Below are 24,189 nucleotides of genomic sequence, written 5' to 3'. Positions count from 1 at the left end.
CCATATCTGCGTACGGTGTATCCAGTAACTGTGTACAGTGGGCGGCGCGCATCCAGCGGATTCCCGCGTTTCTCCCCAAAGCGCCAGAGGAGAGAGATCAGCCATGCCCGCCGCAGGCCCCGAAGGCCCCTACGACCACGCCACCGGCGCACCGGTCCCCAGCGCACCGGACGCCGTCACCCGCCTCGCCGACAGCCACGACCTCATCGAGGTGCGCGGAGCCCGGGAGAACAACCTCTGCGACGTCTCCGTCGACATCCCCAAGCGTCGGCTCACCGTCTTCACCGGCGTCTCGGGCTCCGGCAAGTCGTCCCTCGTCTTCGGCACGATCGCCGCCGAGTCGCAGCGGCTGTTCAACGAGACGTACACCAGCTTCGTCCAGTCGTTCATGCCCTCGGTCGGCCGTCCCGACGTGGACGCGCTGCGCAACCTCAGCGCCGCGATCGTGGTCGACCAGGAGCGCATGGGCGCCAACTCCCGCTCCACGGTGGGCACCGCCACCGATGCGTACACCATGCTGCGGATCGTCTTCAGCCGGCTCGGCGAGCCGTACGTGGGCCCCTCGCACCACTTCGGCTTCAACAACGCCGAGGGCATGTGCCCGCGGTGCGAGGGCATCGGCCGGATATCCGACATCGACGTGGACCAGGTCGTCGACCGGTCCAAGTCGCTGCGCGAGGGCGCGATCACCGTCCCCGGCTTCGCGGTGGACTCCTGGCAGTGGCAGGTCATGGCCGACTCCGGCTTCTACGACCCGGACAAGAAGGTCGCCGACTTCACCGAAGCGGAACTCGCCGACCTGCTGCACAAGCCGACGACCAAGATCAAGGTCGGCTCCAGCAACCTCACCTACGAGGGGCTCGTCCCCCGCATCCACCGCAGCTTCCTGTCCAAGGACCGGGAGGCGATGCAGGCCCACATCCGCGCCTTCGTGGACCGGGCCGTCGTCTTCGGCGAGTGCCCGGAGTGCGCGGGCGCCCGCCTCAACCGCGCAGCGCTGGACTGTCGCATCGGCGGGTTGAACATCGCCGAGTGCGCCGCCCTCCAGATCAACGACCTGGCCGCCTTCGTCCACAAGCTGGACGCGCCCTCCGTGGCGCCGCTCCTGAGCAACCTGGGCCAACTGCTGGACTCCCTGGTGGAGATCGGCCTCGGCTACCTCAGCCTGGACCGCACCTCCTCCACCCTCTCCGGCGGCGAGTCCCAGCGGGTCAAGATGGTCCGGCACCTCGGCTCCCCGCTCGCGGACGTCACCTACGTCTTCGACGAGCCGACCACCGGACTGCACCCGCACGACATCCAGCGGATGAACGGGCTGCTGCTGCGGCTGCGCGACAAGGGCAACACGGTCCTGGTGGTCGAGCACAAGCCCGAGGTCATCTCGATCGCCGACCACGTCGTCGACCTCGGGCCCGGCGCCGGCACCGAGGGCGGCGTGATCGGCTACGCGGGGGACGTCACCGGACTGCGCTCCTCCCCCACCCTCACCGGCCGCCACCTCGGCCACCGGGCCGCGCTGCGGGACGCGGTGCGCCGCCCCACCGGGCACGTCCCGATCGAGAACGCCACGCTGCACAACCTGAAGAACGTCTCGGTGGACGTGCCCCTCGGGGTGCTGACCGTGGTCACCGGCGTCGCCGGCTCCGGGAAGAGCTCCCTCGTCCACGGGTACCTCTCCGGCCGCGAGGGGGTGGTGGTGGCCGACCAGTCCCCCATCCGCGGTTCGCGCCGCTCCAACCCGGCGACGTACACCGGCCTGCTCAACTCCGTCCGCACCGCCTTCGCCAAGGCCAACGGCGTCAAGGCGGCCCTGTTCAGCGCCAACTCCGAAGGCGCCTGCCCCGCCTGCAACGGCGCCGGGCTCATCTACACCGACCTGGCGATGATGGCCGGCGTCACCACCGTCTGCGAGAAGTGCGAGGGCAAGCGCTACACCCCCGAGGTCCTCACCTACAAGCTGCGCGGCAAGAACATCAGCGAGGTCCTGGACATGCCGGTGAAGGAGGCGTACGACTTCTTCCCCTCGGGCCAGGCGCACGCCGTCCTCGGCCGGCTCGCCGACGTGGGCCTCGGCTACCTGCGGCTCGGCCAGCCCCTGAACACCCTCTCCGGCGGCGAGCGCCAGCGGCTGAAGCTCGCCATCCACATGGCGGAGAAGGCGTCGACGTACGTCCTCGACGAACCGACCACCGGTCTGCACCTCGCCGACGTCGACAAGCTGCTGGCCCTGCTCGACCGGCTGGTGGACGGCGGCAACTCGGTCATCGTGATCGAACACCACCTCGCGGTGATGGCCCACGCCGACTGGATCGTCGACATCGGACCGGGCGGCGGCCACGACGGCGGGGAGGTCGTCTTCACCGGCACCCCGCGGCAACTCGTCAGCGAGGGCGACACCCTGACCGCGCACCATCTGCGGACGTACGTCAACGGCGGCTGACCTCCACCGGACGGTGGTCGGAAGGGGGCGGGGCCGCGACGGCGCCCCGCCCCCGGCGCGCGGGCGACCCGGTCGGCGTGGTCCACCTCACCATCCGGATGCCGGACGCGCCCTGCCGCCGCTGGCCGACCGCCCGCTAGGGTGACCGGTGCAGCTGGTTCGCCCCGTCCGCCAGACGGAACGCGTCGTAAGAGGGAACCCGGTGGGAATCCGGGACTGCCCCGCAGCGGTGAGCGGGAACGACCGCCGTCATACGCACTGGGTCCGCGAAGGACCTGGGAAGCGACGGCCAGTAGGTGCCCGCCGGGAGACCGGCAGGCGTGCCCGCGAGTCCGAAGACCTGCCCGTTGCCCGCACGCGGACGATCCGCGCGCGGTCTTCCCGGTGACCTCGTGGGCGGGTCGGCGTGTACGGCGAAGGACGACCGCGCCCCGGCGCGCGCCCTTCGCACCGTCACCCCTTCGCGCCCCCGTCCCGTCACCGGGACCTCAGGGATTCATCTCGCGAAGGAGATCTCCGTGACCACCGAGTCCGCAGCCGCGGCAGCACGGGCCACCGTGTACGGCTACCCCCGTCAGGGTCGGGGCCGGCAGTTGAAGAAGGCGATCGAGGGCTACTGGAAGGGCCGCGTCACCGCCGGAGCCCTGCACGCCACCGCGGCCGAGCTGCGCCGCGACACATGGCGGGAGCTGGCGGCGGCCGGCGTCGACGAGGTCCCGACCGGTGACTTCTCGTACTACGACCACGTCCTGGACACCACCGTCATGGTGGGCGCCGTACCCGAGCGCCATCGGACGGCCGTCGCCGCGGACGCCCTCGACGGGTACTTCGCGATGGCCCGCGGCACCCAGGCCGTCGCCCCGCTGGAGATGACCAAGTGGTTCGACACGAATTACCACTACCTGGTGCCGGAGCTGGGGCCGGACACGGTGTTCACCGCCGACTCGGGCAAGCAGGTCGCCGAGCTGACGGAGGCACTGGCGCTGGGGCTGACCCCGCGGCCCGTGCTCGTCGGGCCCGTCACCTACCTGCTGCTCGCCAAGCCCGCTCCGGGAGTGGCCGCGGACTTCGATCCGCTGACCCTGCTGGACCGGCTCCTGCCGGTGTACGCGGAGGTCCTCGCCGATCTGCGTGCGGCCGGCGCCGCCTGGGTCCAGCTCGACGAGCCCGCGCTCGTCCAGGACCGCACCCCGGCCGAGCTTAATGCCGCGCGCCGCGCCTACCGGCTCCTCGGCACCCTGACGGACCGTCCGAAGCTGCTGGTGGCCTCCTACTTCGGCCGGCTCGGAGCGGCGCTGCCCGTCCTCGCCGCGGCGCCGGTCGACGGGCTCGCCCTGGACTTCACCGAGTCCGCCGCCGCCAACCTCGACGCGCTGGCCGCCGTCGGGGGCCTGACGGGCAAGCGCCTGGTCGCCGGCGTCGTCAACGGGCGCAACGTCTGGGCGAACGACCTGGAGAAGTCCCTCGCCGCCCTCGGCACCCTCCTCGGTCTCGCCGACCGCGTCGACGTGGCCGCCTCCTGCTCCCTGCTGCACGTCCCCCTGGACGCTGCCCTGGAGCGGGACGTCGATCCGCAGATCCTGCGCTGGCTCTCCTTCGCCCGGCAGAAGGTCGCCGAGGTCGTCGCCCTCGCCGAGGGCCTGGCCCGCGGCACCGACGCCATCACCGCGGAACTCACCGCCAACCGGGCCGCCCTCGCCTCCCGTGCCGCCTCCCCCGTCACCCGGGACCCGGCCGTACGCGCCCGCGCCCGCGCGGTGACAGACGCCGACGCCCGCCGCTCCCAGCCGTACGCGCAGCGCACCGCGGCCCAGCGCGAACGCCTCGGGCTGCCGCTGCTGCCGACCACCACCATCGGCTCGTTCCCGCAGACCGACGAGTTGCGGGTGGCCCGCGCGGACCTGCGGGCCGGCCGGATCGACACCGCCGGCTACGAGCAGCGCATCCGGGCCGAGATCGCCGAGGTGCTGGCCTTCCAGGAGAAGACCGGACTCGACGTCCTGGTGCACGGCGAACCCGAACGCAACGACATGGTCCAGTACTTCGCCGAGCAGCTCACCGGCTACCTCGCCACCCGGCACGGCTGGGTCCAGTCGTACGGCACCCGCTACGTCCGCCCGCCGATCCTCGCCGGCGACGTCTCCCGCCCCGAGCCGATGACCGTGCGCTGGACCACCTACGCCCAGTCGCTCACCGACCGCCCCGTCAAAGGCATGCTCACCGGCCCGGTCACCATGCTCGCCTGGTCGTTCGTCCGCGACGACCAGCCCCTCGGCGACACCGCCCGGCAGGTCGCCCTCGCCCTGCGCGACGAGGTCGGGGACCTGGAGGCGGCGGGGACGTCGGTGATCCAGGTCGACGAGCCAGCGCTGCGCGAGACCCTGCCGCTGCGCGCCGACGACCGGCCCGACTACCTCGCCTGGGCCACCGAAGCGTTCCGGCTCACCACCGGCGGCGTCGCCGCCGGCACCCAGATCCACACCCACATGTGCTACGCCGAGTTCGGCGACGTCGTCCAGGCCATCGACGACCTCGACGCCGACGTCATCAGCCTGGAAGCCGCCCGCTCCCACATGCAGGTGGCCCGCGAACTCGCCTCCCACGGCTATCCGCGGGAGGCCGGCCCCGGCGTCTGGGACATCCACTCGCCCCGGGTGCCGAGCGTCGAGGAGGCCGCGGCGCTGCTGCGCACCGGGCTGGAGGCCATCCCCGCCGGACGGCTGTGGGTCAACCCCGACTGCGGTCTGAAGACCCGGGGTTGGGCCGAGACCCGGGCCTGCCTGGAACACCTCGTCGCCGCGGCGCGCACCGTCCGCGCGGAGCTGGGCTAGGACGCTTCGAGCGTGGCGGGCGTCGGCCCGTCGGGGCGCACGGTGATGCCGTACGCGGCCCCCTTCGGGACGGCGTCGAAGCGCGGGACGTACAGGGGCAGTAGCTGTTCCAGGAGGACGGTGGACTCCCGGAGCGCGAACTGGAGGCCGAGGCAGGCCCGCGGCCCGAGCCCGAAGGGGAGGTAGCTGCCCGACTGGTCGGGGCGCCGCCCGGGGGTGGTGAAGCGCTCGGGGTCGAACGCCCCGGGCGCTTCCCACACGTCGGGGTCGCGGTGCGTCAGGTACGGGCAGACCAGGACGTCGGTGCCGGCCTCGATCGCGTGTCCGGCGAGGACGTCGTCCTGCGCCGTCCAACGCGGCAGGATCCACGCGGACGGGTAGAACCGCAGCGTTTCGTGGACGAGGGCCTGCACGGCCTGCCGCCGCTCGGGGGTGCCCGCTTCGCCCGCGGCCAGCGCCCGCTCCCGGGCCTGCGGGTTCTCGTCCAACAGGAGGTGGAGCCAGGTCAGGGTGGTGGCCGTGGTCTCGTGGCCGGCGAGGAGCAGGGTGACCAGCTCGTCGCGAATCAGCCGGTCCGTGTACTCGGGGCGGGTTGCGGATGCTTCGATCAGGACGTGCAGGAGGCCCGGGCCGTCGGGTCCTTCGTCGCCGTCGCGGGCGGCGGCGATGGCCCGGCTCGCCAAGGCGTCGATCCTGGCCAGCTCCGCGGCGACGGCCTCCTTCGCGGAGACCTCGTCGGCCGGCAGGCTCGGCAGCGCGGCCACCACCGCGGGCATCTCGCCCAGGGTCCGCTCCGTCTCCGCGTCGACGGGGTGTCCGGTCAGGGACCGCCAGATGGTGTCCAGGGCGAAGCGGCGCATCTCCTCGCCGACGTCGAAGACCTCCCCGCTGCGGGCGTGGCCCGCCCAGCGCTCGGCGGTGATCCGGGCGGCCTCGGCGATCCGCTCCTCGTAACGCCGCATGCCCCGGCCGGTGAACTGGGACTGGAGCAGGCGCCGTTGGCGCTGCCACGCCTCGCCCGTCGCCGACAGCACGCCGTCCCCGATCAGCATCCGGGCGCGGTGCGAGCGCTTGACGTAGCGGTCGGGGTGGAGCGCGAGCACGTGCTGCACCGCCGGGGGCGCGGTCACCAGGACGGTGGGGCGCGGTCCGAGCCGGACCGCGGCCACGCCGCCGAGCTGCCGTTGGGCCTCGGTGAGCAGGTCGACGAGGTCACCGCCCCGCTCCCGCCACTGCGCGACGGCTTCGGGGGCGAGTTCGGGGACCGGTCGGCCGGTCGGGAGCGGCTCGGGCGGCGGGCTGCCGGGAGGGACACGGGTGGCCACGGGGGTGCTCCTGTTCGGCGGCTGGTGCGTCTGCGGACCGGGCGCGGTCCGCCCGCACTGTAGGCGACGGAGTCGTCCGCCCGACAGCCCATCACGACCGGACCGGCGGGTTCCGCGCCGATCCCGGCCGATCCGGCCGCCCGGCGCGCTCCGCAGTAACCCGTTCGGGGGATTCTCCGGGCGACTTGCGGCCCGCTATACGTAGTGCCCTCTCGACAGTGCGGAGGGTCCGGCATGAGTGCTCCGGCTCCGGTGGCGAGCGTTCGGCTCGTACGACCGCAGGACATGTTGGTCATCGACTTCGACTTCTACAACCTGCGGCCGGACCTCGCCGCCGACCCCCCGCAGGTGCGTCGGGTCGACCCCGCGCAGCGCGCCTACGTGGTCGCCCGGTTCGAGTCGCAGCACGTCACCGAGCAGACGGTGTACGAGGGCGAGCCGAACCGGCCCGCTCCGGGTGACACGGCGGCCCGCGCGGTGGGGCCGAGCCGGATCGCCTTCGTCGTGCCGGAGACGGTCAAGACGCTCCCGTACAGCGAGGCCGGGCTGCTGCGGTGGTGGCAGTGGGTCATGCGGGTGGTGCCGGCGGCCGGGCGGCCCGGCGGGCTGGAGACCGATCTGCTGGTCGTGGACTGGTTGCACCTGACGCCGGAGCAGTTCGCGACGTGGGACCACGCCGAGACGCCGGTCGAGCACGACGGCCGCACCGAGCTGTGGCACACCCGGCTCGCGTTGCGCGGCCCCACCGGGCGGCCCGTTCCGCAGTCGCAGCCCACCGTCCGCGTGGTCGCCGCCGACGAGCCCGCCGACGAGCAGGAGGCGAAGCTCTTCGGCGCGCTGAACCCGGAGGGCTTCGACTTCCGCCAGCTCATCGCCCTGACCAATCCGCCGGAGCCCGTGGCGGCGCCCGTGGACGTCGGACTGCTGGCGCTGAGCGCCGCCGGCGCCACCCTCGACCTGGACGGGCGCTGGGAGCCGAGCACGTCGTCCGGGCTCAACCTCAAGCACTGGGAGCACCACGCCTGGCTCGGCCGGGACAACAAGGTCGTGCTGGAGCAGTACGGATTCCTCGTGCCCTACGGCCACCGGGCGCTGCTGTTCACCGAGACCAAGCGGACGTTCGACGGGACGACCGGGGTCGCCCACCTGGAACAGCGGCGGTTCATCAGGATCACCGAGCCGGTGAAGGCGTACCCGGGGGCGTACGGCCTGCCGTACGGAGGCCGCTCCTTCCCCTTCACCGAGATCGCCGTGGAGAACCCGGTCCCGCCCGACCTGCCGCAGCATCCGGAGCCGCTGCTCTCCGGCCGGCCGGACGCCGGCATCTGGATCCAGTCCATCGCGACCGGCACGGACGTCGTGTTCGTGCTGCGGGGCACCGCCGCGACGGGCCGCGAGGTCCGTTTCACCGCCTCCTTGGCCTTCGTCCCGCACGACGTGGCGATCCAGTCGCCCGAGGCGGGGACCGTGCTGCGGGAGGTGATCGACGCGTACGGCGGGTTCGACCGGCTCCTCGGCCCCGCGCCGGACCCCCGGCGGGCGCTGGACCTGGGTGGACAGGAACTCCCGTACGCCACCGAGACCGTGCCGGGCACCGCGAGCCACCCCACCCAGCGGCTGTTCTGGGGACTGAGAGGGCCGCTTGAGCGGCTCGATCCGCGGACCGACAGCCCGCTGTTCTTCCCCGGGATGCTGGGCGCCGAGGCACGGCTGGCCACCATGGACGCCTTTTACGGGCCCGGCAGCCCCGTCCTCCTCGGCTACGACGAGAAGTACCTGCTCAGCGAGTTCCGGGGCAACCCGGGCGAGGTGTACGTACGGGTCCGCGACTCGCTGGAGGCGCTGGCCTCGGGCGAGGACCGGCCGGTGGAGCGGGTCGTCCTGAACAGCGTCACCGTCGGCGGCATCGCCATGCCCAACATCGAGGTCGGCGGCCTGTCCCGGGTGCTGGGCGCAGCGGGCGGCAACAAGGAGTCGGTCGACCGGCTCCAGGAAGAGGGGACGATCGTCCCCAAGGAGTACTTCGACCTCAAGAGCCAGCTCAACCGGGCCGTGCTCTTCGGCGCCACCTTCCTCGCCAACGTGCTGCCGGACAACGAAGCGGGGCCCGACGAATCCCTGCGGACCAAGAAGGAGACCGACTATCCGGTGAACCCCAAGACGGGGATCCCGGACGTCAGCAAGCTGCCGAACGGCCACACGATGACGATCGACTTCGCAACGCCGCTCGTGGACTTCGGGCCGTTCCGCGCGGTCGTCGACAACAACCGGGCCAAGCTGACCCTGAAGGTCCTCAACAAGGTCAGCTACGTCGAGGGCACCAACACCAACAAGGTCACCGGCAAGATCACGCTCTTTGAACTCAGGCTGGTGGACCCGGCGTTCGAGTTCGTCGGCGTGGTCTTCAAGGACTTCGAGTTCAGCTTCGACCACGACGGCGGCCCCTCCTTCAAGCCGGGGGTCAGCGCGGTCAGGTTCTACGGGCCGCTGTCCTTCGTCAGCGCCCTGGAGGACTACATCTCAGGCGCCTTCGACGGCGTCAGCATCTTCGGCCTCGAACTGAAGACGTACCAGGAGATCACGGTCGAGAACGTCCGCGTCGGCGTCACCTTCGGGCTGCCCGACATCAAGATGGGCCCGGTGCTGCGGGTCACCAACTGCTTCGTGACCGCCGGGGTCATCGTCCCCTTCCAGCGCAAGCCGGCCCGGGCGACCTTCGGGTTCGCGCGCGAGGACGAGAAGTTCAACGTCACGGTGTACGGCTTCGGCGGCGGCGGCTTCTTCGCCGTCGAGGTCAGCGAGCGCCGCGTGGAGAAGATCGAAGGCGCGATCGAGGCCACGTACACCCTGGCCTTCGACTTCGCCCCGATCGCCTCCGGCCTGGCGCGGATCGCGATCGGAATCTACTTCAAGCTGGAGCGCGCCGACCCGGACGACAAGGACGCCAAGGACGAGGTGGTGCTGCGCGGCTACGTCCGGGCGACCGGGCGGGTCAGCGTCCTCGGACTGATCAGCGTCACGGCCGAGTTCTACGCGGACCTCCAGTACCGCAAGCTGGGCAACCAGTCCGCAGTGACCGCGCACGCCCGGCTCACCATCTCCATCGACATCCTCTTCTTCCACGAGAGCGTCGCCCTGGAGTTCTTCTACAACCTCGACGGCAGCATCGACGACGAGTCGGTGCGCGGGCTGCGGGGCGCCCGCCGCCGGGCGGCGCTCGCCGCCGACGAACAGCCCACGGGCTTCTCCGACCTGATGTCCCGAGCGGACTGGGAGCAGTACTGCGCCTCGTTCGCGCCCTGACGCCTTGGGCGGTGCGCGTTCCGTCCCCGCCCCCGTCCCCGTGCCCGCCCCTTCCGCCCGAGGAGACGAACCCCCATGGCAGCCTCACGTATCGTCTGGACCCCGGTCCCGGCCGGGCGCGAGGACGGCCGGCTCAAGCTGTCCGTCCTCGTCTCGCCGCGGCTCGCAGGGTCCGCGGCGACGCTCGCCGGCCATCCCGAGTGGCTCGCCTGGCCCTCCCAACGCCCCCGGTACCGGCTCGTCTTCGGATCGGGCCCGGCCGTGGTGGCGGAGGCCGTCGGCCCCGCGCCCCGGCTCGACCTGTGGCAGCAGCTGTTCCCCGCCGCCACCCCCGTCGTCCCCAAGCCGGCCGCCCTGCTGGCGGCCACGGTGCCGCCGATCCGCTCCTGGCCGCCGGCGAGCGCCCGGAACCTGGCCCGTACCGAACACACCGCCGCCACCGCCTTCCACGCCACCGCGCCGCTGAGCGTCAACGCGATGACGTCCCGCGGGCCCGGCCTCGTACCGGGGGCGCGCAACGGGCAGCCCCCGCCGGACCTCGTCACGGACGTCCCCCTTGCCCCGCAGCGCCTGGCCCGCGCCCGGGAGCTGATCGCCGACGCGCTGGCCAGGGACGGCTACTTCCTGGGCGGGCCCTTGGAGGACCCCGACTCCCCCTTCGAGTCGTTCAGCGCCGCCCAGGTGGACTTCCTGCTCGCCCAGCAGTTCCACGACCGCAAGGCGACGGACAACCCCCCGTCCGGGGGCTCCTCGCTCGCCGCGCACGTCACCGCCCTCGTCGACGGCGACAGCGTCGACTTCCACGCCGCGCTCGGCGCCCTCGCCCAGTACCCGGCGCTCCAACGGGCCCTCGGGCTGGTCGTGGACCTCGCGGTGGACGCCGACGCGCCCGGGGTGCCGACCGCCGGCGACCCGGTGGCCGTGTCCCTCCAGGTCGAGTGGGGGCCGCTCGCCCCGGGCGGGCCGTACGAGCCCGTGCTGCCGGCCGTGAACGCCACCCTCACCGCGTCCGCCTTCGCGGCCAAGCCGGCCGGGACGCTCGTCCAGGGCGGGCTGGCCCGGCTGGACTCGGACCGGTACGAGGTCATGGAGGTCGACGCGGACGCCACGGCGGACGCGCTCGCCGGCTTCGGACAGAAGCTGCTCGACATCAGCGACGGCTTCTCCGGCGCCCCCGCGGTGCCCCCGGACGCCGCGCTCCCGATCGCCGTCGCCCCCGGCTCGGAGCCGGCCCCGCTGCCCAGTCACCGCGGCGACGGCCTCGGCGTCCTCCTCCACGGGCGGGCGAAGGACCTGCACTCCAGGCTCACCCAGGCGACGGCCCGGACCGCCGCACCGGCGGCGCTGCTTGCCGAAGAGCCGCTCAGCGCCGAGGAGTTGGAGTACGGCGTACGCGTCGACGTCTGGGACGACGTCTCCGGGCGCTGGCACTCGGTGTGCCGCCGCGCCGGCCGGTACGACTGCGGCGAGCTGCGGTTCGAGGCCCAGGACGAGGGCGCGATCCACCTCGCGCACAGCACCGCCCCGGACGGCGACCCCACGATCTACCTGCACGAGTCCGTCTTCGCCTGGGACGGCTACAGCCTCGCCGCGAGCCGCCCCGGCTCCCTCACCCGCACCGTGGACGGGCAGCCGGTGACCACCGGACCGGACAGCGACCCCACCGGGCCGGTGGCGCTGCGCACCTCCTTCCGCGCCCTGGGCCTGCCGAAGTTGCGCTACGGGCGCGGCTACCGCTTCCGCGCCCGGGTCGTCGACGTCGCCGGGAACAGCCTGGGGCCCGACGACCCCGCCCCGGACGACTTCGGCGCCGCCACCCCCCTCGTCCGGCATCTGCGCTTCGAGCCCGTCGGATCGCCCGTCCTGCTGCCCACGGCGCCCCGCACCCCGGCCGAGTCCATCGCGCTGCTGGTGGTCCGCGGCAACTACGACGCGCCGGCCACCGGGACGTGCGAGCGGCACGTGGTGCCGCGGCGGACCAGTCCGCAGACCGCCGAGCGGCACGGGATGTACGACGTGGACCCCAGCCCGGTGAACCCCGGCGGCATGGACCGCTTCGCCTACTCCGACATCGCCCGGCGCGACCAGGCCGACTTCACCGGCGGCGCCGAGGACCCCGGGGGCTGGGGCGACACGCCGTACTTCGAAGGGCTGCAAATGGACGTGCCGTACCTGCCCGAGGTCCTGGCGCGCGGCGCCGCCTTCAGGGGGCTGCCCGGGCTCGCGCCGGGCGAGGTCTTCACCGTCGCCTTCGACGACCGGCTCTCCTGGCCCCGCCGCTCCCCCTTCCGGCTGCGGCTGGAGAACGGCACCGGAGCACCCGAGTACGACGAGGTGCGGCGGGTGCTGACGGTGCAGCTGCCGCCCGGCCGCAGCGTGGACGTGGCCTGCTCGTCCCGGATCGACGAGGACGACCTGGGCGTGCTCGGCATCTGGCGGTGGTTCCTCGACAGCGGACTCACCCCGTCTCCGGGCACCACGGTCGACGACCTGCGCCGGCTCGCCGCGCTCGGGCAGCTGTGGCAGCTCACCCCCAGCCGCCCGCTGAAGCTCACCCACGCGATCCAACAGCCCCTGACCCCGGCCGCGTTCCGCAAGCCCGTCGCCGCGCGGGCGCCCGGCGACACCACGGCCCGCATCGTGGACGTGCTCACGCTCGATCGGGCGAGCACGGCGAAGGTCGACGTACGGGCCGAGTGGACGGAGCCGAACGACGCGCCCGCCGACCCGGCGCCCGTCTCCCGCCCCGGCACGGCCCACGTCACGACCCTGGCCACCGCCCCGGACGACACCGACGGCGGCGTGCTGCGCCTCGACGCCCGGCAGGAGTTCCACGACACCCGGCACCGCACGGTCACCTACACGGCGGTGGCGTCCTCCCGCTACACGGAGTTCTTCAACCGGACCCTGCGGATCGTGCTGACCGGCACGGAGCCCGTCCGCGTCGCGCCCCGCGGCATCGCCTCCGGCACGCTGACCGTCGTCGACCCGGCCGCGGGGCGGACCTTCACCGAGGACGTCGACTACGTCGCGGACCTCGCCGCCGGCACGGTCCGCCGCTCCGGTGCCGACTCGGCGATCCCCGACGGCGCGACCGTCGAAGTCGGCTTCGTCGACGGTCCGGTGACCCGGGTGAACTCCGAGGTGCAGCCGGCGGTCGTGGTGAACGTGCGGTCCTCGGCGCGACCGGCCGCGCCCGACGTGGCGTACCTCGTGCCCACCTTCGGCTGGGAGCGGGCCCGTACGGAGACCGAAGTAACCAACACCCGGCACGGCAACGGCATCCGGGTGTACCTGCGCCGCCCCTGGTACTCCTCCGGCGAGGACGAACTCCTCGGCGTCGTCCTCGCCGAGGACGGTGCGCCGCCGCCGGTCCTGCGCCCCCTGGTCACGCTCCGCGGCCAGGACCCGGTCTTCGCCTCCGCGCCGACGACGGCCGCGCCCGGCACGGGCGAGTTCCCGCTCGCCGTACGGGTCGCGACCCGACTGGTGCTCGCCGAGTCCGAGAGCACGCCACAGTTGCCGCGGGTCGCGGTGGCGGCGCACCCAGTGGGGTACGACGAGCGCCGGCAGCTGTGGTACTGCGATCTGACGATGCCGCCGGAGCGCGCGTACCGCCCGTTCCTGCGGTTCGCCTTCGCCCGCTACCAGCGGAACTCGCTGTCCGGGCTGGAGCTCTCCCCCGTCGTGCTCGCGCAGTTCGCCCAGCTCACCCCGGACCGCACGCTGTCGGTGGTGCTCGGGACGCAGGACCCGACGCGGGCGACGGTGAGCGTGTCCGGTCCGACGTACGCCGGCGACCCGGCGCGCGGCGCCCGGCTGACGGTGCTGGTGCAGACCGTCGACCCGGGGCCGGCGGACCCGTTGGGCTGGCGGACCGTGTCCGAGACCCCGCTGCCGCCGGTGCCGGGGGGCGGCGGCCAGTGGAGCGCCGCCGTGACCCTGCCCGCCGCGCCCGGCAGCCGGCCGATGCGACTGCTGGTCGAGGAGCGGGAGGTCCTGACGACCGCCGGGACGCGCCTGGTGTACACCGACGCCGTCGAGGTCTGAGGTCCACGTCCGAGGGCCAGCAGTCCGCAGTCCGCAGTCCGCCCCCGCAAGTCCAAGGACCTCGTCGCCGTGCCGACCCGAGTTCCGAGCCCCATGCCGTACCACCCGAGGGACAGACCATGACCACCATCAGCGGGACGACCGCCGCCGTCGCACTGCCGCCCGGCGGCTTCGGCAACGGCATCTTCCAGGCGTACGTCAACGGAGAGGAGCGCCCGGGTGCCGGTGAGTTCACCGTGCTGACCGGTGAGCTGAACCCGGCAGGTCCGGGTCTGGACGTGCTGTACGGCCGGGGCACGCCGGGCACCAGCTATCTGAGGGTGCTGGACCTGGGCACCGGGATCGCCTACGTGCAGGGCCAGTTGGTCACCCATGCCAAGGAGGTGTCGCTGGACCCGTTGGTGACCTCGGTGCAGGTGTCCGGCGCCGCATCCGTCACGAGGTGGTTGGTGCCGGACGCCTTCGTCCTGGAGCAGCGGGTCGCGATCGGCGGGACGACCGCGGCGGACACCCGGATCACCGTCACCACCAAGGTCTCCGACTTCCGCACCGAGCGGCACCGCTTCCGGATCGAGTACGTCTGGGACGCCACGGTCGCCGGGGACGACGCCCCGGTGGTGCAACTCGGGGCAGCGGGCGCCTCGTTCCGCCCCTTCGACCCGGTCAGCTCGACGGAGCAGACCTTTGCGCGCAGCACGGGCGACCTGGCCGTCGTCGACCGGTACGCGAATCCCGGCGCCCCGACCTTCGCGGTCGCGGTCTCCGCCGCCGGCAATCCGCAGGCCGTGCCCGACAGCGTGCAGTACGTCTGTCTGTCGGACGCGGTGTTCGCCCCGGTCGGCGCGTACGTCACCGATCCGGCGCGCGACATCGCCGGTCCCGGCTCCGACTGCCGCAACTCGGCCGGACGCACCGACTCCGGGCTGTTGCTGCTGTGGACCGTGGACGCCGCGCCGGGCGACGCCACGGTGGCCGCGACCGTACGGATGAGCCCCGCGAGCCCGTACGCGACGACGCTGAAGGCGGGTCCGCTGTCCCTGGGGTCGGCCACCGCGACCTTGACGGACACCGCCACCGGCCGTCCGATCCCGGGCCGCACCCTGGTCTTCAGCGCGGGCGGGCGCGTGCGGTGCACCTTGACCACGGACGGCGCGGGGCGTGCTACCTGCGACCAGCTCCTCACCGGGCTGCTGGGGTACGACGTGGACTTCGCGGGTGACGCGATCTGGGGCGCGGCGCACGCCCACGGCGGACTGCTGTAGTTGAGGAGCGGGCGGCGGCGTCAGGTGACGCGGGCGGCGATCGCCCGTGCGCAGCCCAGGGACTCGGTGTGCGTGGTGTCCACCTCCACGTCGTAGGTGACGCCCTCGTGCACCGACTCCGCCTGGGCCGCGGCCATGCCCCGGGGCCGGTCGCCGCGGGCGATCCCGCGCCCCTCGGCGACCGCGCCGTCGCAGCGGACGCCGACCCACAGCACGTCCAGTCCGTCGAGTGCCGTGCGCCACCGCTCCTGCGACGCCGACCCGCTGAGGAAGACGTCGTCGACGACGACCCGTGCGCCGGCGCGGGCCATGGCCGCCACCCCCGCCATCCAGGCCGCCTCCAGCCTCCGGAACTCCGCTCCGACGTGCACCGCGCCGTCCGCGGCGAACTCGATGCCGCCGTCCGAGGTCCGCATGGCCGCGGGCAGCGCGTCGACCAGCGCGTCGACGGCGGCGGCGAGCCACGGCTCGGGCAGGACGGCCTGGAGGCACCGGACGATCCCGGACTTGCCCGAGCTGGAACCGCCGTTCACCACGATCACTTGAGTGGGCACCGGGTCACGGTAGGGCGCCCTGCTGCCGAGCCGAAACCCATTTCCGCATGGGGGGTGCGGTGTGTGCCCGGCGCGGCGGTGCTCGGCGTGACGCGCGGGGTGGTGGGACGGCGGGTGCGCGATAGCCTGCGGGACGTACGCGATCGGCGCGGGGACACGGGCGGGGCCGGTGTCGAAGGGCACCAAGGTCCGGCGCCGGTGCCCCTCGCTCGTAGAGGGGGGATCGTGGGCGACAACAACAACGAGGTGAGCGGGCGGGTCGACGGGCCCGTCGTACAGGCGCGCACCATCGGGGACCTCCACTTCCACAACGCGATGCTGCGGGCCGAGTTGCCGGGCGGCGCCGTCGTCGGCCGCGAGGAGGAGCTGCGGCGGATCGTCTCCCTGGTCGACCGGTCGCGCCGGGGCCTGGTGGTGGCCGGTCCGGTCGGGGGCGGTGTCGATTCGCTCGTGTCCACGGCCGCGCGGGAGCTGTGCCGGGCGGGCCGGTTCCCCGTTGGGATGCTGGAGGTCGAGTTCCACGGCCATCCCCGGTTGCGTGCGGCGTCCGCGCGGGACGCGACCGCGGCGGCGGCCCTGCGCGCCGCGCTGGTGGCGCTGGGCGCCCCTGGCCCCGACGCGCCGCGGGAGCTGTCGGCCCTGGTGGCGGCGTACCGCTCCCAGCTGGCGGACCACGAAGCCGTGCTCGTCGTGCTGCGTCACGTCGGCGTGCGGGAGGAGGTCGTGCGCTTCCAGGAAGCCGGCGGGGAGCACAAGGTGCTGGTGGGCGGCCACGGGCCCTTCGCCGACGGGGCCCCGTTGCCGAGCATGGACCTCACTCCCCTCCCGGTCGCCGAGTGCGTCGAACTGCTGGAGACGGTGATCGAACGCGGCTGCCTGGGCGACGTCCGGGTGGCCGACGACCCCGGGACGGCCGCCCGGCTGGTGGCCCTCGCCGGCCGACTGCCGCTGGCCGTCGCCCTCCTCGCGGGCGTCCTCACCTCCGACCCCGACATGCCGCTCGACGCCCTCGCCCAGCGCCTTCAGACGCCGCGGGCGGAGGCGGCACCGGCCGAGCGGGAGCCGCTTCGGGCCGTGTGGGACGTCGTCGCGGCGGAGTTACCGGCGGTGGAAGCCGACGTGCTACGGGCCATGGCGCGCTCCGACCTTCCCGTCCTCGACGCCGAAGCCGTCCGCGCCGCCGCAGCGGTGCCGCTGACGACCGCGGAGGACGCCCTGCACGGCCTCGCCCGCAGGCACCTGGTCCACGGCCACGTGGAAGGCTCCAAGCGGGTCGTCGGGCACCATCGGATGCACTCCGTCGTGCAGCACTACGCGGCAGGGCACGGTGGGGCGGCCCCATCCCGGAGCGCTCCGGCGCCGGGCGTCACCGCCGTCCACACGTACACCGTCCAGCCGGGCGACACGCTCAGCCGCATCGGCGCCCGCTTCCACGTCAACTGGCAGCACATCGCGCTGCGCAACAGGATCGCCAATCCCGATCTCATCTACCCCGGCGAGGTCTTCGTGCTGCGCTGACGCGCACTCCCGTTCGATGGGGGCCGTCGAGACGGATATTCTGAAGGGATGAACGAGAACCTCCCTCCCTGCCCGAAGTGCTCCTGTGAGTACACCTATGAAATGAACGCCCTCGTGGTGTGCCCGGAGTGCGGCCACGAATGGGTTCCCGGGGAGAACAGCGCGCAGGGCGCCGGCGCCGCCGCGGAAAAGGTCGTCAAGGACGCGGTCGGCAATGTCCTCCAGGACGGCGATTCCGTGGTCGTGGTCAAGGCGCTGAAGGTCAAGGGGAGCCCGGCGGGCATCAAGGCCGGCACCAAGGTGCGCAACATTCGGCTGGTGGACGGTGTCGACGGACACGACATCGACTGCAAGGTCGACGGTTTCGGGGCCATGCAGCTCAAGTCCAGCGTGGTCAAGAAAGCCTGATCCGCACCCGTCGGTCCCCGCCTGGAAGCGGGCGGGGGCACCATCGACGGAAGTAAATCGCCATGACGAAACAGCCGCAGGTGCGGCGCCTCGCTATTATCAGAAATTCTCCCTCCTTTTCCCGCTCCGCCCGCTTCACCTCTCGACCGTTTCGGGACTCGACTCTATATTGAGGAAATTGGCTCGCCCATTTGGCCGGGCCTTTCGAAGCCTCCTCCCTCGCCTTTCCTCGGAGTCCTCATGCAGATCACCGAAGCCCTCGACCGCTGCCCGACCGAGCTGCTGGTGGACGGCGGCTGGCGCCCCGCCGCCGACGGCCGCCGGATCGACGTGCACGACCCGGCCACCACCGAGGTGCTCGCCTCCGTCGCCTCCGCTCAGGAGGCCGACGCACGGGCCGCCGTCGAGGCGGCTGAGCGCGCCCTGCCCCGGTGGGCGGCCACCCCGCCCCGCGAACGGTCCGCGGTGCTGCGCCGCGCCTACGAGCTGATGACCGAACGCGCCGAGTGCTTCGCCACGCTCATCAGCGCCGAGAACGGCAAGGCCCTCGTGGACGCACGGGCCGAAGTCGCCTACGCGGCGGAGTTCTTCCGCTGGTACGCCGAGGAGGCCGTACGGCTCGCCGGCACCGTGCAGCACGCGCCGGCGGGCGGCTACCGGATCCTGGTGGACCGCGCGCCGATCGGGGTGGCGGTGCTGGTCACGCCGTGGAACTACCCGGCCGCCATGGCTACCCGCAAGATAGGGCCCGCCCTGGCGGCGGGCTGCTCGGTCGTCCTCAAGCCCGCCAGTGACACCCCGCTGACCGCCCTAGCCGTCGGTGCGCTGATGGCCGAGGCGGGCGCCCCCGCGGGCGTGGTGAACGTGGTGCCCGCCGACCGGTCCGGGGCCGTGGTGGGGGCGATGCTCGCCCACCCCGCGGTGCGCAAGCTCTCCTTCACCGGCTCGACCGAGGTGGGGCGCCGACTGCTGCACGGTGCGGCGGACCGGGTGCTGAGCACCTCCATGGAGCTGGGCGGCAACGCTCCCTTCCTGGTGCTCGCGGACGCCGACGTGGACGCGGCGGTCCGGGGCGCGATGCTGGCGAAGATGCGCAACGGCGGGGAGGCGTGCACGGCCGCGAACCGGTTCTACGTGCACGCGTCCGTGGCCGAGGAGTTCACGTCGCAGCTCGCCGGCGCCATGGCCGCCCTGAAGGTCGGCCCGGGGCTGGCGGACGGCACCGAGGTCGGTCCGCTGGTGAACGCCGACACCCGGGACAAGGTCGCCGAACTGGTCGAGGACGCGGTGGCGCGCGGCGCCCGGGTCCGTACGGGCGGCAGGGCACCGGAGCGCACCGGTTACTTCTACGAGCCCACGGTGCTGGACGAGGTGGCTCCGGGCTCCGCGCTGCTGACGGAGGAGATCTTCGGCCCGGTCGCCCCGATCGTCCGGTTCGAGGACGAGGACGAGGCCGTACGGCTGGCGAACGCCACCGAGTACGGGCTCGTCTCGTACGTCTACACGCGCAACTTGCAGCGCGGGCTCGCCGTCTCGGGGGCGCTGGAGAGCGGGATGGTGGGGCTCAACCGGGGGCTGGTGTCCGATCCCGCCGCTCCCTTCGGGGGCGTGAAGCAGAGCGGGCTCGGCCGGGAAGGGGGACATGAGGGGATCCTTGAGTACACGGAGGCGAAGTACATCGCCACCGACTGGTGACCTGCCGCCAGCGGGCCGGGGCCCGTCGCGACCCCTCGTCGAGGGGATTGCGACGGGCCCCGGCCCGTGGTGGCGCGCAGAGCGGGCACGGAAAGGCCGCCGTGCGCGGACCGTTGCTGGACAGGGGGCATCGGCCCGCGCACGGCGGGGTCTGCGGGTCCTCGCGCGGAGGTGGCCCTGGGAAGGCGTCAGCTGGTGGGGCGCAGCCCCGCCGCCCTGGCCTCGACCTCGAACAGCGCCGCGTAGTCGTCCTCGGCGAAGCCGTGCCCGATCGCGGTCTGGACGAGCTGGTGCACCATGCTGCTGACCGGCATCGGCACCTCCAGTTCGCGCGCCGCGCCGAGGCCGAGGTCGAAGTCCTTGCGGAGCATCTTGTTGTTGAAGGTGGGCGTGTAGTCCTCCGCCACCAGCGCCCGGCCCTTGTGCCGGATGAAGGTGGAGCCGAGCACGGAGCCGTTGAGGAAGTCGACGAAGGCGTCCCGCGGCACCCCGCCCTTCTCGGCGAGGGTGGTCACCTCGACCAGCGCCTGGGTGATCATCCCCAGCATCAGGTTGTGGCAGATCTTCACCAGCCGGCTCTGCTCGGCGGGCCCGGCGTGCACGACCGTGGGGGCGATCAGCTCCAGGTACGGCAGGACCCTGTCGTACGTGTCGCGCGGCCCGGAGGCGACGATGGCGCCCATCCGGTCGGCGACCATGTGCGGGTTGCCGCTGATCGGGGCGGCGAGGAAGGCGACGCCCGCGGCCTCGCAGGCGGCGCGGGCCTCGGCGGACGCCTCCGTGGAGACGGTCGAGCAGTCCACGACGACGGACGGCGCGTGGGCGCCGCCCAGCAGCCCGCCCTCGCCGGTGACGACGTCGAGGAGGTCCTGGCTGGCGGAGACCATCACGAACACCACGTCGGCGTCGGCGAGTTCGCGGATCGTGCCGACCGCCTTGGCGCCCCGCGCCACCAGGGGCGCGGTCTTGACCGCGGTGCGGTTCCACACGGTGAGGTCGGCTCCGCCCGCGAGGAGGTTCTCGGACATCACGGTGCCCATCCGGCCGGTGCCGAGCCAGCCGAGCCGGTCGTTACGGGGTGCGCTCATCGTTGTTGTCGCCTTTCGGATCGCTGAGGGTGAGGTTTCCGGGAGCCGGAGCGTGCCGGCCCGGATGTCCCCGGTACCGCCGGGGTCTACCGCGTCGGGACTGTCCGCATGGTCCCGCGTGGGCCTTCCGGCAGTGCCGTTGCCCTGGCCGGCGCGGTGGCGCCGTAAGAGGAATGCGGTGACGGCGTCTGCGGCCCGTCTGCGGCTAGTCGCGCAGTTCCCCGCGCCCCTGGTTCGCTGCCCCCGTCATTCGCTTGCGGACTGAGGGCGGAGGCATTCAGGGGCGCTGTGGGGACCACGGCCTAGGCACCCATCGCGGCGCCGACGGTGGTGACGATCCGCTCCACCGAGGGAATCGCCAGGTCCTCCAGGGCGTCCGCGGACGGGAGCGGGATGTGCGGGGTGGTGATCCGCACCGGGGCGCCGGTGAGCGCGTCGAAGCACTCCTCGGTCGCCAGCGAGACGATCTCGGCGCCCCAGCCGCACAGCCGGGGGTTCTCCTCGACGGTGAACAGCCGCCCGGTGCGCCGGACGTGTCCGAGGATCGTCGGGGTGTCGAGGGGGACGAGGCTGCGCACGTCGATGACGGCGCAGTCCAGGCCGCGCTCGGCGTGCAGCCGCTCGGCCGCGGCGAGCGCCTTCGGGACCATCGCGGCCAGCGCGACGATCGTGGCGTCCGCGCCCTCGCGGCGGACGACGGCCCGGCCGAGTTCCTCGACGATCTCGCCGTCGAGGTCGGGGACCTCCTCCTTGGCGGAGTACAGGGCCTTGTGGTTGAAGAAGACGACCGGGTCGTCGTCGCGGACGGCGGCGGCCATCAGGCCGATGACGTCGCGCGCCGTGGCGGGGGCGACCACCTTCAGGCCGGGGATCGCCATGGCCCAGTTCTCCACGGACTGGGAGTGCTGGGCGCCGAAGCGCAGCCCGGCGCCGTTGCCGCACTGGATGACCAGCGGAAAGGAGACCTGCCCGTCGGACATGTAGCGGGACTTGGAGATCTCGTTGGCGACGAGGTCCCAGCAGACGGTGAGGAAGTCGCTGTACATGATCTCGGCGATGGGGCGCAGCCCGGTCATCGCGGCGCCCATCGCGGCGCCGAGGATCGCCTGTTCGCTGATCGGGGTGTCGCGCACCCGCAGCGGTCCGAACTCCTCCAGGAGTCCGGCGGTCGTCTTGAAGACGCCGCCGGCGGCGGCGACGTCCTCGCCGAGGAAGACCACGCGGTCGTCGCGGCGCATCTCCTGGGCGATGCCGTGGGCGACGGCCTTGCGGTAGGTCAGTACGGTCACGGGACGAGCCCCTCTGCTTGCTCGGCGGGCGGAGCGGTGCGCCACGCGTGGCCGCCGTCGCTCCAGACGTTGGTGTAGAGCCGGGACAGCTCCGGCCAGGCGCCCGCCTTGGCCTCTGCGGTGGCCGCGTCCACGAGGGACAGGGCCTCGGCGTCGACGGCGTCGAGGACGTCCGCGGGCGTGCCGCGGGCGGTCAGCCGGTCCCGGTAGGTGACGAGCGGGTCCTTCTCCATCCAGGCGCGGACCTCGCCGGGGTCGCGGTACTTGGCGGGGTCCGCCCGGGAGTGGCCGCCGTGCCGGTAGGTGACGGCCTCGATCAGCGAGGGCCCGCCGCCGGCGCGGGCGCGTGCGATCGCGGCGCGCGCGGTGAGGTGGACCTCGTCGGCGTCGTTGCCGTCGATGACGACGGGCGCGAGGCCGTAGGCGGGTGCCCGGTCGGCCGCGGGGTTGTCGACGGCGGTGACGCTGTCGATCCGCGTGTACTCCATGTACAGGTTGTTCTCGCACACGAAGACGACGGGCAGGTTCCAGATGACGGCGAAGTTCAGCGCCTCGTGGAACGCGCCGATGTTGGTGGCGCCGTCCCCGAAGAAGCAGACGGTGACCTGGCCGGTGCCCCGGTACTGCGCCGACCAGGCGGCGCCGTTGGCGATGACGAGTTGGGCGCCGATGATAGCGTACGAGCCGAGGATGCCGCGTTCGGCGTCGATCAGGTGCATCGAGCCGCCCTTGCCGTGCATCAGCCCGTTGTCCCGGCCGAGGAGTTCGGCCATCAGCGGGGCGAGGGGCGTGCCGCGGGCGACGAGGTGGTTGTGGCCCCGGTAGGTGATGAACGAGTAGTCGTCGGGGCGCATCGCGGTGGCGACCCCGGCGGCCACGGCCTCCTGGCCGATGCCCAGGTGGGTGGTGCCCTTCACCAGGTTCTGGAGGAAGAGGTCGTAGGCGCGCTTCTCGAACTTCCGCGCGGTGGACATGATCCGGTACAGCGCGAGCGCGGTGTCCTCGGGGACCTCGCCGGTCACGGGTCCCGTGAGCGGCGGGTGCGCGGTACGGGCGTCGACGGACATGGGTCCGCACCTTTCTCGAAGGGGCCGGGGCCGCTCGTCGCGGCCCCGGCGCCGGGCGGCTCAGTACTGGTTGGCGATGAAGAGTTCGTCGGCGGGGAAGCGGGTGAGGATCTCGACGCCGTTCGCGGTGACGACGACCTCTTCCTCGATCCGGGCGGCGGAGACCCCGTCGGCGGCGGGGCAGTAGGTCTCCAGGGCGAAGACCATGCCCTCCTCGATCAGCATCGGGCTCTCCAGCGAGGTGAGCCGGCTGATGATGGGCCGCTCGTGGAGGGCGAGGCCGAGGCCGTGTCCGAAGAGCAGTCCGAACGCGGTCTTCTCGTCCTCGACGCCGATCTCCTGGGCCGTCGGCCACAGCCGGGCCACGTCCGCCGTGGAGACGCCGGGTTTGATGGCGTCGATGGCGGTGTCCATCCACTCACGCGCCTTGGTGTAGGCGTCGCGCTGGACGGTGGTGGCGCGGCCCACGTTGAAGGTGCGGTAGTAGCAGGTCCGGTAGCCGTTGTAGGAGTGCATGATGTCGAAGAACGCCTGGTCGCCCGGGCGGATGATGCGGTCGGAGAAGTTGTGCGGGTGCGGGTTGCAGCGCTCGCCGGAGACCGCGTTGATGGACTCCACGTCGTCGGAGCCCATCTCGTACAGCCGCTTGTTGGCGAGGGCGACGATCTCGTTCTCCCGCACTCCGGGCTTCAGCGCCTCGGTGATGTCGTGGTAGACGCCGTCGACCATGGCGGCGGCCATCGACAGCAGGGTGATCTCGTCCCGGTTCTTGATCTGCCGGGCGTCCAGCATGGTCTGCTGACCGTCGCGGATCTCGATGCCCTGTCGGATGAGTTCGGTGTGCAGGGGCAGGTCGAGCAGGTCGACGCCGACGGGCAGGCCGCCGACGCCGGCGGCGGCGAGCCGGTCCTTGATCTCGGCGACGGCGCGGACCATCAGATCGGCGTCCGGCGGTACGGCGCCGCGCATGGTCGTCCACGACGACAGGCAGTTCTCCGGCTTCATCCAGGGTGCGTACATCCGGTTGTGGACGGCCGCCGAGCCGAAGTCCCAGAGGATGAGTTCGCCGGTGCGGGTGTAGACGGCGTACCGGGAGAGCTTCTCCCGGGTCCACTCGCCGATGGAGATGCCGGTGAGGTAGCGGATGTTGTTGTTGTCGAAGACGAGCACGGCGCCCAGTTCGCTGGCGTCCAGGGCCTGCTGGATGCGGGAGAGCCGGTAGGAGCGCAGCCGCTCGAAGTTGATCCGCTCTTCGAAGTCGACGAGCGAGTGGCCGTGGGCCGGGGCGACGGGGAGGGCCGGGGTCGGGGGTACGGCGAAGCTCATGGGGTCTCCAAGGGTGGGGTGGGCCGGTGGGCG

General features: G+C 72.8%; 14 protein-coding genes and 1 riboswitch. Of the genes, 8 read left to right on the top strand and 6 right to left on the bottom strand.

Annotated elements, in window-relative coordinates:
- The first annotated feature begins 103 nt into the window (after positions 1-103).
- Both AB0E05_RS31410 and metE read left to right on the top strand, forming a co-directional pair.
- Positions 104-2,440: an excinuclease ABC subunit UvrA gene (locus tag AB0E05_RS31410; RefSeq protein WP_361969968.1), complete on the top strand. Its 2,337-nt coding sequence runs from the start codon at positions 104-106 to the stop codon at positions 2,438-2,440.
- Positions 2,441-2,628: 188 nt separating this feature from the next.
- Positions 2,629-2,782: riboswitch (cobalamin riboswitch) on the top strand.
- Between the two features lie 176 nt (positions 2,783-2,958).
- Positions 2,959-5,271, top strand: coding sequence for a 5-methyltetrahydropteroyltriglutamate--homocysteine S-methyltransferase (metE, locus tag AB0E05_RS31405; RefSeq protein ID WP_361969965.1), 2,313 nt, complete (start codon positions 2,959-2,961; stop codon positions 5,269-5,271).
- Here metE and AB0E05_RS31400 read toward each other — a convergent pair.
- Entirely contained in the window at positions 5,268-6,596 is a 1,329-nt protein-coding gene (locus AB0E05_RS31400; RefSeq protein WP_361969962.1) for a cytochrome P450, read from the bottom strand. The genes metE and AB0E05_RS31400 overlap by 4 nt on opposite strands.
- 234 nt (positions 6,597-6,830) lie before the next feature.
- On the opposite strand from AB0E05_RS31400, the gene AB0E05_RS31395 reads away from it, so the two are divergent.
- The 3 genes from AB0E05_RS31395 to AB0E05_RS31385 all read left to right on the top strand — a co-directional run bounded on the left by AB0E05_RS31395 (position 6,831) and on the right by AB0E05_RS31385 (position 15,211).
- A complete protein-coding gene (locus AB0E05_RS31395; RefSeq protein ID WP_361969959.1) occupies positions 6,831-9,899 on the top strand; it encodes a hypothetical protein in 3,069 nt (1,022 codons plus the stop codon).
- 75 nt (positions 9,900-9,974) lie between these two features.
- Positions 9,975-13,949: a hypothetical protein gene (locus tag AB0E05_RS31390; RefSeq protein ID WP_361969956.1), complete on the top strand. Its 3,975-nt coding sequence runs from the start codon at positions 9,975-9,977 to the stop codon at positions 13,947-13,949.
- A gap of 119 nt (positions 13,950-14,068) precedes the next feature.
- The gene (locus AB0E05_RS31385; RefSeq protein ID WP_361969953.1) at positions 14,069-15,211 is read left to right on the top strand and encodes a hypothetical protein; all 1,143 of its coding nucleotides are present in this window, start codon (positions 14,069-14,071) and stop codon (positions 15,209-15,211) included.
- Positions 15,212-15,231: 20 nt separating this feature from the next.
- Here AB0E05_RS31385 and cpt read toward each other — a convergent pair whose 3' ends face one another.
- Positions 15,232-15,765, bottom strand: a complete 534-nt coding sequence (gene cpt / locus AB0E05_RS31380) for a chloramphenicol phosphotransferase CPT (RefSeq protein ID WP_361969951.1) — start codon at positions 15,763-15,765, stop codon at positions 15,232-15,234.
- A 225-nt stretch (positions 15,766-15,990) separates the two neighbouring features.
- Between cpt and AB0E05_RS31375 the strand changes: the two genes are divergently transcribed.
- The 3 genes from AB0E05_RS31375 to AB0E05_RS31365 all read left to right on the top strand — a co-directional run bounded on the left by AB0E05_RS31375 (position 15,991) and on the right by AB0E05_RS31365 (position 19,386).
- Positions 15,991-17,283: a LysM domain-containing protein gene (locus AB0E05_RS31375; RefSeq protein WP_361969948.1), complete on the top strand. Its 1,293-nt coding sequence runs from the start codon at positions 15,991-15,993 to the stop codon at positions 17,281-17,283.
- 48 nt (positions 17,284-17,331) lie between these two features.
- Positions 17,332-17,691 (top strand): zinc ribbon domain-containing protein YjdM, encoded by a 360-nt coding sequence (locus tag AB0E05_RS31370; RefSeq protein WP_361969946.1) that lies wholly within the window; start codon positions 17,332-17,334, stop codon positions 17,689-17,691.
- A 240-nt stretch (positions 17,692-17,931) separates the two neighbouring features.
- A complete protein-coding gene (locus AB0E05_RS31365; protein ID WP_361969943.1) occupies positions 17,932-19,386 on the top strand; it encodes an NAD-dependent succinate-semialdehyde dehydrogenase in 1,455 nt (484 codons plus the stop codon).
- A gap of 188 nt (positions 19,387-19,574) precedes the next feature.
- Here the strand turns inward: AB0E05_RS31365 and AB0E05_RS31360 are convergent, their stop codons facing one another.
- The 4 genes from AB0E05_RS31360 to AB0E05_RS31345 all read right to left on the bottom strand — a co-directional run bounded on the left by AB0E05_RS31360 (position 19,575) and on the right by AB0E05_RS31345 (position 24,156).
- Positions 19,575-20,474 (bottom strand): NAD(P)-dependent oxidoreductase, encoded by a 900-nt coding sequence (locus AB0E05_RS31360; protein WP_361969940.1) that lies wholly within the window; start codon positions 20,472-20,474, stop codon positions 19,575-19,577.
- A 302-nt stretch (positions 20,475-20,776) separates the two neighbouring features.
- On the bottom strand, positions 20,777-21,763 hold the full coding sequence (locus tag AB0E05_RS31355) for an alpha-ketoacid dehydrogenase subunit beta (protein ID WP_361969938.1): 987 nt from the start codon (positions 21,761-21,763) through the stop codon (positions 20,777-20,779).
- Positions 21,760-22,830, bottom strand: coding sequence for a thiamine pyrophosphate-dependent dehydrogenase E1 component subunit alpha (locus AB0E05_RS31350; RefSeq protein WP_361969935.1), 1,071 nt, complete (start codon positions 22,828-22,830; stop codon positions 21,760-21,762). The genes AB0E05_RS31355 and AB0E05_RS31350 overlap by 4 nt, the downstream gene beginning before the upstream one ends.
- 60 nt (positions 22,831-22,890) lie before the next feature.
- Entirely contained in the window at positions 22,891-24,156 is a 1,266-nt protein-coding gene (locus AB0E05_RS31345; RefSeq protein WP_361969932.1) for a Xaa-Pro peptidase family protein, read from the bottom strand.
- Positions 24,157-24,189 lie beyond the last annotated feature (33 nt).

Origin of the sequence: Streptomyces sp. NPDC048057, assembly GCF_040653095.1 — a bacterium.
In the GTDB taxonomy this organism is placed as follows: domain Bacteria; phylum Actinomycetota; class Actinomycetes; order Streptomycetales; family Streptomycetaceae; genus Streptomyces.
This window is presented reverse-complemented; position numbering and strand designations above follow the sequence as displayed.